Raw genomic sequence first — 16,235 nt, 5'->3', positions numbered from 1 at the left:
GCTTCATGCTCGAACCGGATGAACGGTTTGACCTCGGCAGCCTTTGGATCAACGCGCGAATGACGCTGTAAAACCGCATGCACGGTGCTGACAGAGGGCATCACTTTGCCGTCGTCTTCCAACACACGCTTGAGCTTGCGAGCGCCCCAAGCGGCGTACTCCTGACTCACGGTCAAAATCTGCTGCTCAACCTCTTCAGCGCAGCGTTTGGGTGACGTCTTTGGTCGTCGAGACTGATCGATCAACCCTTGCGCACCGAGGTTTTCAAACCTGTTTAGCCATTTGTAGGCAGTGCTTGGGCTGATATTGAATCGACGGCAAAGCTGCCGAACATTGGCCCCTTCTTGCCGAGCCAACAGCACGAATTCTGAACGAAGCTGCACGGTGGACACCTCTTCCCAAGACACAGGCCATCTCCTTCGCGATGAGCAATGTGTCTATTAAAATGTGTCCACCATGTCTCCGAACACCTGTCCACCATGTCTCCGGTACATACAGGGAGAGGGCTAGGGTGAGGGCAAGCAGTCTCAAGATTCAGGAAAGTTCTGTGCCGAGCACAACGCTGAGTGCACTACGCGCATCATCCAGCTGCACCAACGTCGCATGCCGAGCACCAAGGGCATCACGGTTCTCAATGGCGGTTAGAATCGCCTTATGCCGTGGCAACGCCAGCTCATGCAGATTCGGCCTTTGATTCGAATGCTTCAACGCCTCGGCAATCGCCACCGACAACATGTTGCACAGGTTCGCCAGCAAATCATTGTGCGTCGCGTCGGCAATCCGGCTGTGAAAATCCAGATCCGGCTGTAACAACGCTTCCGGCGTCGGCGCCGCTTCCATGCGCTGGTACGCCTCACCAATCCCCGCAATTTCAGCTTCTGTCGCATGTTGAGCGGCGAGGGCGGCGGCAGCCGGCTCAATGATGCTGCGCACACTGGTCAGCACATTGAAAAACTCATTCTGCGGGCTGCTCTGCATCAGCCAGTGCAGCACGTCGGGGTCGAGCATGTGCCATTCGCGGCGAGCCTTGACCACCGTACCGACGCGTGGCTTCGAATACACCAACCCCTTGGCCACCAACACCCGCGTGGCTTCGCGCAACACCGGCCGGCTGACCGCATACTCCTCGCAGAGCAGGGCTTCGGCGGGCAGTTTGTCGTCGGGCTTGAAGCGTCCGGAGACGATCTGCATGCCCAGTTCCTGGACGATGCGCGAGTGCATGCTTTTACGGTCGGAAGGTTTGCGGTAATCCATGGGGAGCGGGGCAATCCTGAGCGATGGAGATGCCGCGCATCATAGCAGGCACCAGACAATCTTGAGGCAGACACACAAACCAAATGTGGGAGCGAGCCTGCTCGCGAAGGCGGCATATCAGTCAAATAGATGTCGACTGACACTCCCTCTTCGCGAGCAGGCTCGCTCCCACAGGGGGACGGCTGCGTCAGTGGGAGTGGCGCGGGACTTCGGCGCCTCGGCAACCAACGAGGAAGTCAAAGTCGCAACCCTGATCCGCCTGCAGCACATGGTCGATGTACAGCTGGCGATAGCCGCCCACCAGCAACTGCTGCGGTGGCTGCAGATCCGCCATGCGCGCTGCCAATTCGGCATCCGGAATATCCAGGTGCAAACGTCCGGTGGCGCAATCCAGCTCGATCCAGTCGCCTTCCTTCACGGTCGCCAAAGGCCCGCCAGCCGCCGCTTCCGGCGCCACGTGCAGAACCACGGTGCCATACGCCGTGCCGCTCATTCGCGCATCGGAAATGCGCACCATGTCGGTCACACCCTGCGCCAACAGCTTGGCCGGCAGCCCCATGTTGCCGACTTCGGCCATGCCCGGATAACCTTTTGGCCCGCAGTTCTTCATCACCAGAATCGAATCCTTGTCGACGTCCAGTTCCGGATCGTTGATCCGCGCCTTGTACATGTCGAAGTTCTCGAACACCACCGCGCGGCCGCGATGCTGCATCAATTCCGGGGTCGCAGCAGACGGTTTGAGCACCGCACCGAGTGGCGCCAGATTGCCGCGCAACACACAAATCCCGCCATCGGCGCGAATCGGGTTGTCGAGCGTGCGGATCACCTCGTCTTCGCCATAGATCGGCGCGTCCTTGGTGTTCTCGCCGATCGACTTGCCGTTGACGGTCAGTGCATTCGGATTCGGAATCAGATTGGCTTCACCGAGACGGCGCAGCACCGCTGGCAACCCACCGGCGTAATAAAATTCTTCCATCAGGAAACGCCCCGACGGCTGTAGGTCGACAATGGTCGGCATGCCGCGCCCGATGCGCGTCCAGTCATCCAGATCCAGCTCAACGCCGATGCGCCCGGCGATGGCTTTCAAGTGAATCACCGCGTTGGTCGAACCGCCGATCGCGGCGTTCACGCGGATAGCGTTCTCGAAAGCTTCTTTAGTCAGAATCTTCGACAGTTTCAAATCTTCGCGAACCATCTCCACCGCACGCATGCCGGACATGTGCGCCAACACATAACGTCGCGCATCCACCGCCGGGATCGCCGCGTTGTGCGGCAGCGAAGTGCCCAGTGCTTCCGCCATGCAAGCCATGGTCGATGCGGTGCCCATGGTGTTGCAGGTGCCCGCCGAACGCGACATGCCGCCCTCGGCTGCGAGGAAATCATCGATGGTGATGGTGCCGGCCTTGACCTGTTCGCTGAGCTGCCAGACCACGGTGCCGGAACCGATGTCCTTGCCTTTGTGCTTGCCGTTCAACATCGGCCCGCCGGTGACAACAATCGCCGGCACATCGCAACTGGCCGCGCCCATCAGCAGCGCCGGGGTGGTTTTGTCGCAACCGGTCAGCAGCACTACGCCGTCAATCGGGTTGCCACGAATCGCCTCTTCAACGTCCATGCTCGCCAGGTTGCGGGTGAGCATCGCGGTCGGGCGCAGGTTTGATTCGCCGTTGGAGAACACCGGGAATTCCACTGGAAAACCACCGGCCTCGATCACCCCGCGTTTGACGTGCTCCGCGATCTGGCGGAAGTGGGCGTTGCACGGGGTCAGCTCCGACCACGTGTTGCAGATGCCGATGATCGGCTTGCCGTGGAACTGGTGGTCGGCGATGCCCTGATTCTTCATCCAGCTGCGGTACATGAAGCCGTTCTTGTCGGCCGTGCCAAACCATTGGGCGGAGCGCAGGGTGGGTTTCTTATCAGACATGATCGATTCTCTTATTGTATGACTATAGTGTTCCAGCTACGGCTTAATCTAAGCTCAAAAACCTATGTTTGGAAGTGTTGTTGGTGAATTAGTATTACTATATAGTCGTTTTCGACGGAGGGATGGCCCTGACGGTTTTCCGTGAGAGGCGTCCCCCGAGGTTCTATAAAAACAACAATCGGAGACCGATCTCATGAGCCAGGAACTGCGGCTGATACGGCGCATTACGCTGAAACTGATTCCTTTCCTGATCCTGCTGTACCTGATCGCCTATGTGGATCGCTCCGCTGTCGGCTTCGCCAAGCTGCACATGGGCGCCGACATCGGCATTGGCGATGCGGCTTACGGCCTCGGCGCCGGGCTGTTCTTCATTGGTTACTTCCTCCTCGAAATCCCCAGCAACCTGATGCTCGAACGCTTCGGCGCACGACGCTGGTTCGCGCGAATCATGATCACCTGGGGCGCGATCACTATCGGCATGGCCTTCGTCCAGGGCCCGCACAGTTTCTACGTGATGCGCTTTCTGCTCGGCGCGGCCGAGGCGGGGTTCTTCCCCGGCGTTCTCTACTACATCACCCAATGGTTCCCGGTGCGCCATCGCGGCAAGATCCTCGGGCTGTTCATCCTCTCGCAACCCATCGCGATGATGATCACCGGCCCGGTGTCCGGTGGTTTGCTCGGCATGGATGGCGTTCTCGGTCTGCACGGCTGGCAGTGGCTGTTTATCGTGATCGGCACCCCGGCGATCCTGCTGACCTGGCCGGTGCTGCGTTGGTTGCCGGATGGGCCGCAACAAGTGAAATGGATGGATCAGGCGGAAAAGGACTGGCTGACCGGCGAGCTGAAAAAAGATCTGCAGGAGTACGGCCAGACCCGCCACGGCAATCCGCTGCATGCGCTGAAAGACAAACGCGTGTTGCTGCTGGCGCTGTTCTATCTGCCGGTGACGTTGAGCATTTATGGCCTCGGTCTATGGTTACCGACGCTGATCAAACAGTTTGGCGGCAGCGATCTGGTGACCGGTTTTGTCTCGTCGGTGCCGTACATCTTCGGGATCATCGGTCTGTTGATCGTGCCACGCAGCTCCGATCGCTTGAATGATCGCTACGGGCATCTGGCGGTGCTGTATGTGCTGGGTGCGATTGGCCTGTTTCTCAGTGCCTGGCTGTCGTTGCCGGTCGCGCAACTGGCGGCGCTGTGTCTGGTGGCGTTCGCGCTGTTTTCCTGCACGGCGGTGTTCTGGACCTTGCCGGGGCGATTCTTTGCTGGCGCGAGCGCGGCGGCGGGGATTGCGTTGATCAATTCGGTGGGGAATCTGGGTGGGTACATCGGGCCGTTCGTGATTGGCGCGTTGAAGGAGTACACCGGCAACCTGGCTTCGGGGTTGTATTTCCTCTCCGGCGTGATGGTGTTCGGCTTGATCCTGACGGGCGTGGTGTACCGCGTGCTGGAACGCAAACACGTGCTGCCGGTTGACCAGTTCGCCTCCAGCGCCCGCGGCGCTACCCGCACCTGACCCTCAACCATCAATCACCATGGAGCCTGTGGGAGCTGGCTTGCCAGCGATAGCAATCTGTCAGACACATTAATGCTGGATGTCCCATTGCCATCGCTGGCAAGCCAGCTCCCACAGGGTTTTGCAGTGTTTCGAAGTTTTGTAGAAAGGAGAGGACATATGCATCTGGTTCAATTCGAATTAAGCAACCGCGAACGCCGCGTGGGCGTGGTCGACAACGGTCTGGTGCGTGAAGTCCAGGATGCGCGCAGCGTGCGCGATCTGGCCCTGGCCGCGATCGAGGCCGGCAGCACCCTGGAACAGCAAGTGCAAACCCTCGGCCTCGGCATCAGCCACGATTACGCCGAACTGCTCGCGCAACTGCGCATCCTGCCACCTCTCGACCACCCGGATCCGGCGCACATGTTGGTCAGCGGCACCGGCCTGACCCATCTTGGCAGTGCCTCGGCGCGGGATAAAATGCACCAGCAGGCCGGCGACGAAGCGACCATGACTGACACCATGCGCATCTTCAAATGGGGCGTGGAGGGCGGTAAACCGGCGGCGGGGCAGGCCGGTGTGCAACCGGAATGGTTCTACAAGGGCGATGGCAGCATCGTCGTGCGCCCGGGTCAGCCATTCCCGGTGCCGCCATTTGCCGAAGACGCCGGTGAGGAACCGGAAATGGCCGGGCTGTACCTCATCGGCAACGACGGCAAGCCGTATCGCCTGGGCTTTGCGGTAGGCAACGAGTTCTCCGATCACATCATGGAACGCAAGAATTACCTGTACCTCGCGCACTCGAAATTGCGCAGTTGCAGCTATGGCCCGGAACTTCGCACCGGTGAATTGCCTCAACATCTGGCCGGCACCAGTCGCATCCTGCGTGACGGCGAAGTGCTCTGGCAGAACGAGTTTCTCAGTGGCGAGGCGAACATGTGCCACAGCCTCGCCAACCTCGAATACCACCACTTCAAATACAGTCAGTTCCTGCGTCCCGGTGACGTGCACATTCACTTCTTCGGCACCGCGACCCTGTCGTTCGCCGATGGCATTCGCACCCAGCCGGGCGACGTCTTTGAAATCAGCCAGGGCGAATTCGGCGCGCCACTGGTCAACGGCATCGTCCCGGTCCCAGCGGTTTATGAACCGGACAGCATCGGCACCCTTTAAGGAGATCCCATGACTCAGATTCTCGGTCACAACTACATCGGTGGTCAGCGCAGCGCCGCTGGCACCGTCAAACTGCAATCGGTCGACGCAACGACGGGCGAGCAACTGCCGCACGATTTCATCCAGGCCACGGTTGAAGAAGTCGACGCCGCCGCCAAAGCCGCCGCTGCCGCGTACCCGGCGTATCGCAGCCTCAGCGCCGAGCGCCGCGCGCAGTTTCTCGACGCGATCGCTGATGAACTGGACGCCCTCGGTGATGATTTCGTCGCCGTGGTCTGCCGCGAAACGGCATTGCCGGCCGGACGCATTCAAGGTGAACGCGGGCGCACCAGCGGGCAGATGCGCCTGTTCGCCAAAGTCCTGCGCCGTGGTGATTTCTACGGGGCGCGCATTGATCTGCCACTGCCGGATCGCCAGCCATTGCCACGTCCGGATCTGCGCCAATACCGCATTGGTCTCGGTCCTGTGGCCGTGTTCGGTGCGAGCAACTTTCCACTGGCCTTTTCCACCGCTGGCGGCGACACCGCTTCGGCGCTGGCCGCTGGTTGCCCGGTGGTGTTCAAGGCTCACAGCGGTCACATGGCCACGGCTGAACTGGTCGCCGATGCGCTGATTCGCGCCGCCGAAAAAACCGCGATGCCGGCCGGCGTGTTCAACATGATCTACGGCGGTGGCGTCGGTGAGTGGCTGGTCAAGCATCCGGCGATTCAGGCAGTCGGTTTCACCGGATCGCTCAAGGGCGGCCGTGCGCTGTGCGACATGGCCGCTGCGCGCCCGCAACCGATTCCGGTGTTTGCCGAGATGTCGAGCATCAACCCGGTGATCGTTCTGCCGCAGGCCCTTGCCGAGCGTTCCGAAACGGTTGCTCGTGACCTGACCGCTTCGGTCGTGCAAGGCTGCGGACAGTTCTGCACCAATCCGGGTTTGGTGATCGGCATTCGTTCGCCGCAGTTCAGCGCTTTCGTGCAGCAGGTTGCCGGGCTGATCGGTGATCAACCGGCGCAGACCATGCTCAACGCCGGCACTCTCGGCAGCTACGGCAAAGGCTTGCAGAAACTGATGGCGCATCCCGGCATCGAGCACCTGGCGGGTAATCCACAGCAGGGTAATCAGGCACAGCCGCAATTGTTCAAGGCCGATGCCAGCCTGTTGATTGATGGCGATGAAGTGCTGCAGGAAGAAGTGTTCGGCCCGACCACGGTGATTGTCGAAGTGGCGGACAAGGCGCAACTCCGCGCCGCGTTGAACGGTCTGCACGGGCAACTCACCGCGACGATCATTGGCGAGCCGGCGGACTTCGAGCGTTTCCCTGAGCTGACGCCGTTGCTGGAACAGAAGGTCGGGCGGATCTTGCTCAACGGTTATCCGACCGGTGTCGAAGTCTGTGATTCGATGGTGCACGGCGGGCCGTATCCGGCGACATCCGATGCCCGTGGCACCTCGGTTGGCACCTTGGCGATCGACCGCTTCCTGCGCCCGGTGTGCTTCCAGAATTACCCGGACAGCTTGTTGCCGGAGCCGCTGAAAAACGCCAACCCGCTGCGCATCCAGCGCCTCGTTGATGGCAAGCCCTCACGCGACGCCCTCTAATCTACACCGCAAATCACTGTGGGAGCTGGCTTGCCAGCGATGACGGCGGCACATCCAATATAGATGTGACTGACAGATTGCTATCGCTGGCAAGCCAGCTCCCACAGGGGTTCTGCATCGTCAATGAGCTATCATTGGCCCTTTCCCCCTAGAAAGACTGTTTGCCATGACTGCCCAAACCCTTCTCAACGCCCTCGAACACTGCGGTATGGTCGAAATCGACGGCTTGCATGCCTTCGAATTCGCCCTCGACGAAGACGACAACCTGCACATCGAATGCATCGATGGTCGAGCGGCCAAGCATTGGGAATTCACGCCGGCTCAGGTTGCCGCAGCAACCTTCGACGACTCTTTGCAGAGCTGGTTGATCGTCGGCTACTTCAATGAAACCAAAGCGATCGGCGAACATCGCCTGGTGTGTCATGGCGATGTAGTCAGCAGCAGCGACGACGAGGATGACACTGATGAAAATGCGTAAATTCTGGCCGCTGCTGATGGCCGGCAGCGTCGGCGCGATGGGGCTGTCCACGGCCTCTGCCGAGAACTTCCAGTTGCTGGTCGGCTCCTATACCGCCGGCACCAGCCAAGGCATTTATCGAATGAATTTCGACAGCGCCACCGGCCAGATCGCCGCCAAGCCGCTGCAAGTGGTCAAGAGCGAAAACCCGTCGTGGCTGACCCTGTCCAAGGATCAGCATCGCCTGTTCGTGGTCAATGAAAACGGCCCCGGCCAGAAAGACCCGGTCGGCCGTGTCAGCAGCTATTCGATCGATCCGAAAACCCACACGCTGACCCTGATCAATCAGGTGCAGAGCCTGGGCAACGAGCCGACCCATTCGAGCCTCAGCGCTGACGCCAGCCACTTGTTCGTCAGCAACTATTCGGTGGTGGAAGATCCGGGTGGAACGCTGGCGGTATTGCCGGTCGGTGCTGACGGCAAGCTCAAACCCGTCGTGCAGATGAGCGCGCACCCGGCCAGCCGGGTCAATCCTGAGCGCCAGGCCTCGAACCACGTACACTCGACGGTCTCTTCGCCGGACGGTCGCTATGTGTTCTCCAACGACCTCGGTGCGGACAAAGTTTTCATCTACCAATTCGACCCGAAAGCCAATCCGGATTTACCGCTGACCCCGGCGAAAACCGCTTCCGTGGCGTTGCCAGCCGGCAGCGGCCCGCGTCATCTATTGTTCAGCGCCGATGGCAAACACGCCTGGCTGACCATGGAAATGAGCGCGCAGGTTGCGGTGTTCGACTACAACGACGGCGTGCTGACCCAGACGCAACTGGTCGATCTGGCCGCCGGCCAGCCAACGTCGGACAAGGCCGGCGCCGCGCTGCACGCCTCGGCGAATGGCAAGTTTCTCTATGTCAGCAACCGTGGCACCGCCAATCAACTGGTGGTGTTTGCGATTGATCCGGCGAGCGGCCAGCTCAAAGAGCTGCAAAAGCGTTCGGTGGAAGGTGATCACCCGCGCGAGTTCAGCCTTGATCCGAGCGGTAAGTTCCTGCTGATTGCCAACCAGAAGAGCAACGAAATTGTCGTCGTCGAGCGCGATGGCAAGACCGGTCTGCTCGGCAAAACCGTGCAGAAACTGCCGATGGACGCGCCGAGCGACCTCAAGTTTCTAGTGCGACGATAAGCCACAGGCCCCGGTTTGCGGGGCCTGTCTCTTTGTATTAATCGCGCTGATATCCGGTAATGCTACAAAGCATTTCAAGCGATCGACCCTCGAGCGTTAAGTTTGCTTCACGGCCCAACCGGGCAAACAAGCCAACCGAACACGAGGGTTACCGCCATGAACTTCAATCTCTTCTCCGTGATTGCCGCTTCCGCCATCTCCGCCACCGTTGTGCTGCCAGCCAGTGCCAACGTTGAAATCACCAGCAAAAAATCCCACACCCAGAGCTACACCCAGAAATACCTGCAACAGAGCGCCAACTTCTACGCCGCCCTGGATCACAAAGCCCAACACTGAAATGCTCGTTCCGCACAACTCCCTGCAGGAGCTGCCGAAGGCTGCAGTCTTGATCTTGCCCTTGGGATGATCGTTCCCACGCTCCGCGTGGGAACGCAGCCCGTGACGCTCCGCGTCACTGGACGCAGAGCGTCCCAAGAGGCATTCCCACGCTGAGCATGGGAACGATCAGATCGCAGCCTTCGGCAGCTCCTGCACGTGTGTTTTTCACCGCACGATAGCTTTCTTCAAACCCGCAAATAGACTGGCTAAATAATCAACGAAGCTGATGTTTACTATGGAAAACCCTGAGTAGTTGCCACGCCTTTTTTGATCGATTCTTTGGACATCGAAACATGCCCACGGGAGAACACCATGGCCAGCGCAATCATTCATTCAGCCAAACGCGGCGCCTACCTGGCCATCGGTCTTTACCTGGCCGTGGTGCTGGTCGTCAGCATCGCCTCGCAGATGGAACACAGCTTCGAAGCCCCGATTCAAGTCGCCCACCCCGGCATCCAGCTCGAAGTCCGCTCGCAAAGCGTGATGGTCGACCGGGCCGAACTCGCGGGAGTCGGCGGAGCATGAAAGGCTACAGACTCTGGGTGATCGCTGGTTTGGCGTTCTTCACCAACGGCGCATCGTTACTGGGTATCGGCCAAGGCTCGGTCGGCGCATTGGCCCGGGCCATAGAGGCCAATCACAGCATCGCGCACAACATCGAACGAGCGAATACCCTGGGGCTGATGGCCGGCAATCCACCGGTAAAAGTCTCGGCCGATTTTCTCGGGCCATTCGAGATAGATTGCATGGCCCTCGGCATGTGCAACGCGCTGGCCTGACTGATCGTTCCCACGCTCCGCGTGGGAATGCAGCCCGGACGCTCCGCGTCCGATTGGAACGCAGAGCGTCCCTTGAGACATTCCCACGCAGAGCGTGGGAACGATCAAAGCAGGAAGGTAAGGGTTATTTTTTCATGATCGAGGTGAAGAGCTCGGACTCGAGGAAACGCTGCAACCAGGCTTGTAAGCGAACATAGGGCGTCTGCGCAAACCACTCGCGATCCACATGGGCAAACTGCCGAACGAACGGCAGTAATGCCACATCCGCCAGACTCAAGTGCTCGGCCAGCAAATAATCGCGATCCGTCAGCAACTCATCCAGCTTCTGCAAAAACAACGCGCCCTCAGCCCGATAAACCTCCATCCGCTGTTCGGGATAGCGCTCGGCGTACTTGTAGCGATTCAGGTGCACCTTGAACACTTGATCGTTGCCCTGAATCAGCTTGTCCATCCATAACGCCCCGAACGAGTCCCCGTCGAGTAGCCAGTTGTCCGGATCATTCTGCGCCAACGCCCAGCGCATGATCTCCAGACTCTCATCAATCACCCGCCCGCCAGCATCCAGCACCGGCACCGTACCCTTGGGCGAGATCGCCAGCATCTCGGCCGGTTTCGCCTTGAGGCTGACCTCAACGATGTTCACCGGTACACCCGAGTAACGCAACGCCATCCGCGCGCGCATCGCATACGGGCAGCGGCGAAAGGAATACAGCGTGTTCATTTCACCTCCAGTGTGCTCAAGCCGTTGCCTTGGCGCTGCACCTGAATCTGCACCGGAATCCGCTCGTGCATTTCCTGCACATGGGAAATCACCGCAACTTTGCGGCCCTGCGCCTGCAAACCATCGAGTGCATCCATCGCCAGTTGCAGCGACTCCGGATCAAGGCTGCCAAAACCTTCATCGATAAACAGCGATTCAATCTTCAGCGTGCTCGACGCCATCGACGCCAGACCCAGCGCCAACGCCAATGACACCAGGAACGTCTCGCCACCGGACAGCGAGTGCACCGAGCGCAGTTCGTCGCCCATTTCGGTATCCATCACCAGCAGGCCGAGCATGCTGCCGCCGCGTTTCAGGCGATAGCGTTTGACCAGTTGGCGCAGTTGCACGTTGGCGTGATGCACCAGCAGGTCGAGGTTGTAGGCCTGAGCAATCTTGCGGAAAGTGTCACCGGTGGCCGAGCCGATCAAGGCACTCAGGCGCGCCCAGCGTTGATATTCGGCATACGCCGAAGCGATCTGCTGCGCGAGCGCCTGATTGGCGTTTTGCCGGCGCTGGTCTTCGACCTGTTCGGCACGCAGTTCGGCGCATTGCTGTTCGCTGACGGTGAACTGGTTCTGCAGGTCGGTGAGGGCGCTGGCCAGTTGTTCGGCATCGAGGTTGCCGTTGTGCTGCGCCTGATGATCGAGCAATAAGCGATCACGCTCCTGCAACAACACCTTGGCCTGTTCGATGGCTTTTTCGTTGTGCTGCAAGCGCTGGCGCAGTTCGGCGACTTGCCCGTCATCGACTCGCAACAGGTCTTCGAGGCCGCCGTCATCCAGCTCCGGATGGCGGGCGCGCCAGTCAGCAATCTTGCCGGCCAGGTCCTGCTCTTCGTTTTCCAGTGCCTGCAAACGCTCTTGCTGCGCCTTGAGTTCGGCGGAGATCTGCACGAGTTGCGTGCGCACATTCTGCAGTTCCTGCGCGGTAACGGTTTCGGCGTTGCGCGCCTGTTCCACCGCTTGCTCAAGCTGCTGCTGCCAGTGCTCGGCGCTGCTGTGCTGGCCAAGCAATTGCGCGAGTTTCTGCTGGCAGGCTTGCTGTTGCTCCGTCAGCGCAGTGAATTGCTGTTCGGCGCTGAGCAACTGCTGTGCGCGGGTCTGCTGGCGATCCTGTTCTTTTTCCAGGGTCTGCTGCCGCTGTTGCTGCTCGGCCTGTTCTTCCTTCTGCTGATCGACTTGCGCCAGGCGCTCGGCAATCTGCCGGTCGAGCTGCATGAACGTCGCGGCCGGTTCCTGGCGCAAGGCTTCCAGGGTGTCGGCCGGCAACAAACTGCCGAACGCGCTGAGTTCTTCGTCGAGACGCTGACGGTCGCTGCTCAGCTCACGCTGCTGATTGCTCAAATGCTGCGCGGCCTGCTGGTGCGCAGTTTCGGCATGACGCAATTGCTGGGTCAGCCGCGCGGCATCCTGTTGCAGGGTGAGCAGGGCGTTCTGGCGTTGTTCGTCCTGAGTGATGCTCTGGTTCAGTTGCTCGTTTTGCCGGGCGAGCCAGGCATCGCGCTTGTCGGCGTCCTGATTGAACAACTGCGTGGACAGCGGATGCGCGTCGAGGCTCGGCGCCAACGCTTGCTGCTGGGTGGCCAGTTGTTCCTGCTGTTGCAGCAGTTCTTTCTGCTGAGCAATGACGCCAACGACTTCGGCGCGCAGTTCAGTGAGTTTTTCCTTGAGCTGATCGACCACTTGCTGGGCGTTGGCCTGCTCGCTTTCATCATGGCGACCGAGGCTTTGCAGCAACGCTTCCGGTTGATGATACGGGTGCTCGCTGCTGCCACAGACCGGGCACGGCTGATCGTCCTGCAACTGCGCGCGCAACTCTTCAACGCTGGCACTGCGCGCCAGACGCTGGCGTTCAAGCAGTTCGCGAGTGACGTTGAGAGTTTGCTCGGCGACGGTCAGTTCGGCTTTGCTTTTCACGCCGTCCTGAGTCAGGCGCTCGCGTTCCTGCTGGGCGCTGAGCTGGCGCTGTTGCAACTCGGCGCTGCGTTTGTCCAGATCCTGTTGCGTGGCCCACAGGCGCGACAGGTCTTCGAAAGCGCGCAACTGTTTGCGGTTGTCCTGCAACAGCGTGCCAAGGATGCCGATCTGTTCGGCGACGGCATCGGGTTCGGCGCCGGCCTCTTTGAACAGCACCTCCAGTTGCTGCTTCTGCGTGGTCAGCTCGGCGGCGCTGCGCGTAGCGTTCTGTTCGAGGCCCGCCAGTTCCGCTTGCCCCTTGTTCAGACGATTGCCGATCAACATCAACTGTTGCAGGCGATCGCGGTAGGCATTCCACGCATCGCTCAACGGCGCCAGATGAGCGCTTTGTTCCAGTTCGGCGGCGATGCGTTGCAGGCGTTCGCCGACCTGGGTCTGTTTTTCCTGCAAGGCTTGAATGGCATTCTGGCCCTCGCTGCAAGCCCGCTGCGCAGTGAGCCTGGCTTCGGCGCTTTGCGCGACATCCTTGGCCAGACGGGCGAGGGTGCTTTGCTCTTCAAAGGCCTGACGCAACAGTGGCGCGTTTTCACTTTGCCGTTGCTGCGCTTCGCTCAGGGCTACTTTCGCCGCTTCCAGAGTTTGCTCCAGTTGCGTTTGGCGCTCAGTCAGCTCGGCGTGTTGCTGGGTGTGCGCGGTGATTTGTGCGGCCAGTGGCGCGAGCAAGGCATCGAGTTCGGTTTTGCGCGCGAACTGATGTCGCTGCGGGCCGAGCTGTTCCAGTCGTGTCAGTTTCACCCGCTCGCCGGCCAGACTTTCCGATTGCTGCTGTGCACTGTGCAGTTGCTCGGCGGCCGCTTGCTGCGCGTCCTGCAATACACGTAAATCCTTGAGCCAGCTGTGCTGTTGCTCAAGCTGTTTGAGCTGCGCCTGCTGCAACTTCATTTGCTGTTGTGCAGCATTGAAGCGCTCGTCCAGCTCGGCCCGGGCTTCGGGTGCCAACGGGGTCACGCCGGTGGCCTGATCCTGCAACAGCTTGTGCGCTTCGCGGGCCTCTTTGGTCTTGTCGAAGGCGCGCCGGCCGAGGCGGGTGTACAGCGCGGTGTCGGTGAGTTTTTCCAGCAGTTCGCTGCGGTCGTTGTCGTCAGCCTTGAGGAACGCGCTGAATTCGCTCTGGGCCAGCAACACGGCGCGGGTGAACTGTTCGAAGTTCAGGCCGAGTGCCGCCTCCAGTTGAGTTTTGTACTCACCTTTCGAGCTGGCGAGCAGTTGGTCCTGATCGATATCGCGCAGGCTCTGACGACTGGCTTGCAGCTTGCCGCCGGCCTTCTCGCGGGCGCGGTTGGCTTCCCAGCGCGCCCGGTAGCGGCGGCCATCGACACCGACGAAATCCACTTCGGCATAACCTTCGCCGGTGCCGCGACGCAGCAGGGTGCGCGGGTCGCCAGTGGCGATTTCACCGTCGGCATCCGGGACTTTGGCGTCACGGCCAGTGTTGTTCAGACGCGGCACCGCGCCAAACAACGCCAGACACAAGGCGTCGAGCAGGGTGCTTTTACCGGCGCCGGTCGGACCGGTAATCGCGAACAACCCGGCACTGGCCAACGGCTCAGCGGTGAAATCAATCTCGAACGGCCCGGCCAGCGAGGCGAGGTTTTTCAGGCGAATGGCGAGAATCTTCATGGCTGCTCGCCCTCCAGTTGCACGTCCTGCAACAGTTCGGCGAAGTCCTTCAGCGTTTGCTCGTCGACTTCACTGCCGTAGTTATCGAGCCAGGCACGGCTGAACAATTCCTGTGGGGTGAGTTGGTCGAGTTCGATCAGCGCGGTGCCATCTTCGACGCCGTCAGCACCCCGATTGCCGGCGTATTCAGCGGCAATGCGCACCAACCGCACGGCTTTGCCTTGCAGGGCGCTTTCCACTTGATGGCGCAGATCCGGCTGCGGTTCGTCGAGGGTTACGCGCACCTCCAGCCAGGGCTGACGCTGGGTTTCGGCGAGCAGGTCGATGTTCGGCAGGTCTGCCAGTTGCAGCAGAATCTCGGCCAACGGTGCCGGGCCGATGCGTTGCAGGTTGACCGAGCGCGGGATCAGTTTCGGCTCGACACTGACCAGGGTTTCGCCATCGAGCGTAACGTCGAGGATCTGGTGCTGATAGCCGATCTCCGAAAACGACAACGGAATCGGTGAGCCGCTATAACGAATGCGCTCTTCACCGTTGACCTTCTGCGGCTTGTGCAAGTGGCCGAGGGCGACGTAGCTGATGCTCGGCCCGAACAGGCTGGCGGGCAGGGCTTCGGCGTTACCGATGATCAGGCTGCGCTCAGAGTCTTCCGATACCGAGCCACCAGCCATGTGCGCGTGGCTGATGGCGATCAGCGCCTGACCGGGTTTGCGCTTGGCGTTGGCCGCTTCGATCAGCCATTCGTGCACCTGACCGATGCCACGCAAATAGTTGTCGCCCAGATGCGCGCCAGTCACCTCTGCCGGACGCAAAAACGGCAGCGCCAGACACCACGCGGCGATCTCGCCTTGGGCATTGGGCAACGGCAGCAGCAGACGTTCGGCATCCAGTTGGCCGTCATCCAGCCACAACACCCGACCCAGCGCATGGGTGCGCAAACGGCGCATCAACGGCGCGGGCAGTTCAATCCGCGAGCCGGAATCGTGGTTGCCGGCGATCATCACAATGGTCAGCAACGGTTGTTGTTCATGGGCGCTGACGATGAAGTCGTAGAGGCGTTCCTGAGCTTTGACCGGCGGATTGACCGTGTCGAAGATGTCCCCGGCAATCAGCAGCACATCCGGCTGCGCCAGTTGCAGTTGGCGCATCAGCCATTCGAGGAAGCACGCATGCTCGAAATCGCGCTCCTGGCCGTGCAGGTTTTGCCCAAGGTGCCAGTCGGAGGTGTGGAACAGACGCAAGGTGGACTCCGCAACATTTAAAGAGGTGATGGCCGCGAGGTAATGAAGGACGGCGAAAGAGGGGAGAGTTTACAGATTATTACGGCGGGAGGGCTTGTCGTGCAGGCCAACGACTATTCGCACAGGCACGGTTTGCCTGATTGCGCTGATCGAATCCACGGTTCGGCGCATCTAATAATTGACGCCAAAATAGTGGCCATCTAATATCGCGCCACTATTTTGATACTAGTGCGCAACTGTAAAGGTGCGATCGGACCTTCCACAGTCTGGTCCGTGATCGACTGTCATTACGTCATTTCCCTTTCTTCTCATCATTGCACTGACCGCCACCCGAGTGCGTGCCTGTCAGCAAGTAGTGCGCCTGCCGTCAATCCAACTATTACTGCCCGTTGCAAAGAGATC

General features: G+C 60.3%; 14 protein-coding genes. 8 read left to right on the top strand and 6 right to left on the bottom strand.

Annotated elements, in window-relative coordinates; translation table 11 throughout:
* From ACIF4X_RS18270 to ACIF4X_RS18260, 3 genes are all read right to left on the bottom strand, one after another.
* Positions 1-407 (bottom strand): helix-turn-helix domain-containing protein (locus ACIF4X_RS18270; RefSeq protein WP_397483214.1); only part of this gene is annotated, 407 nt, incomplete at its 3' end.
* A 127-nt stretch (positions 408-534) separates the two neighbouring features.
* A complete protein-coding gene (locus tag ACIF4X_RS18265) occupies positions 535-1,254 on the bottom strand; it encodes a FadR/GntR family transcriptional regulator (RefSeq protein WP_397483213.1) in 720 nt (239 codons plus the stop codon).
* A gap of 187 nt (positions 1,255-1,441) precedes the next feature.
* On the bottom strand, positions 1,442-3,178 hold the full coding sequence (locus ACIF4X_RS18260; RefSeq protein ID WP_007917984.1) for an IlvD/Edd family dehydratase: 1,737 nt from the start codon (positions 3,176-3,178) through the stop codon (positions 1,442-1,444).
* 193 nt (positions 3,179-3,371) lie between these two features.
* Between ACIF4X_RS18260 and ACIF4X_RS18255 the strand changes: the two genes are divergently transcribed.
* From ACIF4X_RS18255 to ACIF4X_RS18220, 8 genes are all read left to right on the top strand, one after another.
* Positions 3,372-4,694, top strand: a complete 1,323-nt coding sequence (locus ACIF4X_RS18255; protein ID WP_397483212.1) for an MFS transporter — start codon at positions 3,372-3,374, stop codon at positions 4,692-4,694.
* A gap of 159 nt (positions 4,695-4,853) precedes the next feature.
* Entirely contained in the window at positions 4,854-5,846 is a 993-nt protein-coding gene (araD1, locus tag ACIF4X_RS18250; protein ID WP_397483211.1) for an AraD1 family protein, read from the top strand.
* Positions 5,847-5,855: 9 nt separating this feature from the next.
* Positions 5,856-7,436: an aldehyde dehydrogenase (NADP(+)) gene (locus ACIF4X_RS18245; RefSeq protein ID WP_397483210.1), complete on the top strand. Its 1,581-nt coding sequence runs from the start codon at positions 5,856-5,858 to the stop codon at positions 7,434-7,436.
* Positions 7,437-7,602: 166 nt separating this feature from the next.
* Entirely contained in the window at positions 7,603-7,914 is a 312-nt protein-coding gene (locus ACIF4X_RS18240; protein ID WP_008088034.1) for a DUF5629 family protein, read from the top strand.
* On the top strand, positions 7,901-9,076 hold the full coding sequence (locus ACIF4X_RS18235) for a lactonase family protein (protein WP_397483209.1): 1,176 nt from the start codon (positions 7,901-7,903) through the stop codon (positions 9,074-9,076). The genes ACIF4X_RS18240 and ACIF4X_RS18235 overlap by 14 nt, the downstream gene beginning before the upstream one ends.
* Positions 9,077-9,232: 156 nt before the next feature.
* Complete coding sequence (locus ACIF4X_RS18230; protein WP_095111451.1) at positions 9,233-9,412, top strand: hypothetical protein; 180 nt, start codon at positions 9,233-9,235, stop codon at positions 9,410-9,412.
* 354 nt (positions 9,413-9,766) lie between these two features.
* Positions 9,767-9,979 carry a hypothetical protein gene (locus ACIF4X_RS18225; protein ID WP_397483208.1) on the top strand — a complete coding sequence of 71 codons (213 nt, stop codon included), beginning with the start codon at positions 9,767-9,769 and terminating at the stop codon, positions 9,977-9,979.
* Positions 9,976-10,233, top strand: a complete 258-nt coding sequence (locus ACIF4X_RS18220; RefSeq protein ID WP_397483207.1) for a hypothetical protein — start codon at positions 9,976-9,978, stop codon at positions 10,231-10,233. The genes ACIF4X_RS18225 and ACIF4X_RS18220 overlap by 4 nt, the downstream gene beginning before the upstream one ends.
* 124 nt (positions 10,234-10,357) lie before the next feature.
* Here ACIF4X_RS18220 and ACIF4X_RS18215 read toward each other — a convergent pair whose 3' ends face one another.
* From ACIF4X_RS18215 to ACIF4X_RS18205, 3 genes are read right to left on the bottom strand one after another with little or no spacing between them, the layout of a single operon-like run.
* Positions 10,358-10,954 (bottom strand): glutathione S-transferase, encoded by a 597-nt coding sequence (locus ACIF4X_RS18215; protein WP_397483206.1) that lies wholly within the window; start codon positions 10,952-10,954, stop codon positions 10,358-10,360.
* Complete coding sequence (locus ACIF4X_RS18210) at positions 10,951-14,592, bottom strand: SbcC/MukB-like Walker B domain-containing protein (RefSeq protein ID WP_397483205.1); 3,642 nt, start codon at positions 14,590-14,592, stop codon at positions 10,951-10,953. Before ACIF4X_RS18210 ends, ACIF4X_RS18215 begins: the two co-directional genes overlap by 4 nt.
* Positions 14,589-15,833 (bottom strand): exonuclease SbcCD subunit D C-terminal domain-containing protein, encoded by a 1,245-nt coding sequence (locus ACIF4X_RS18205; RefSeq protein ID WP_397483204.1) that lies wholly within the window; start codon positions 15,831-15,833, stop codon positions 14,589-14,591. Before ACIF4X_RS18205 ends, ACIF4X_RS18210 begins: the two co-directional genes overlap by 4 nt.
* Positions 15,834-16,235: the final 402 nt, after the last annotated feature.

The organism is Pseudomonas sp. NPDC085632, from assembly GCF_044541255.1.
GTDB lineage: Bacteria > Pseudomonadota > Gammaproteobacteria > Pseudomonadales > Pseudomonadaceae > Aquipseudomonas.
The sequence above is the reverse complement of the archived record's forward strand: the minus strand, read 5'-3'. Positions and strand labels throughout refer to the sequence as shown.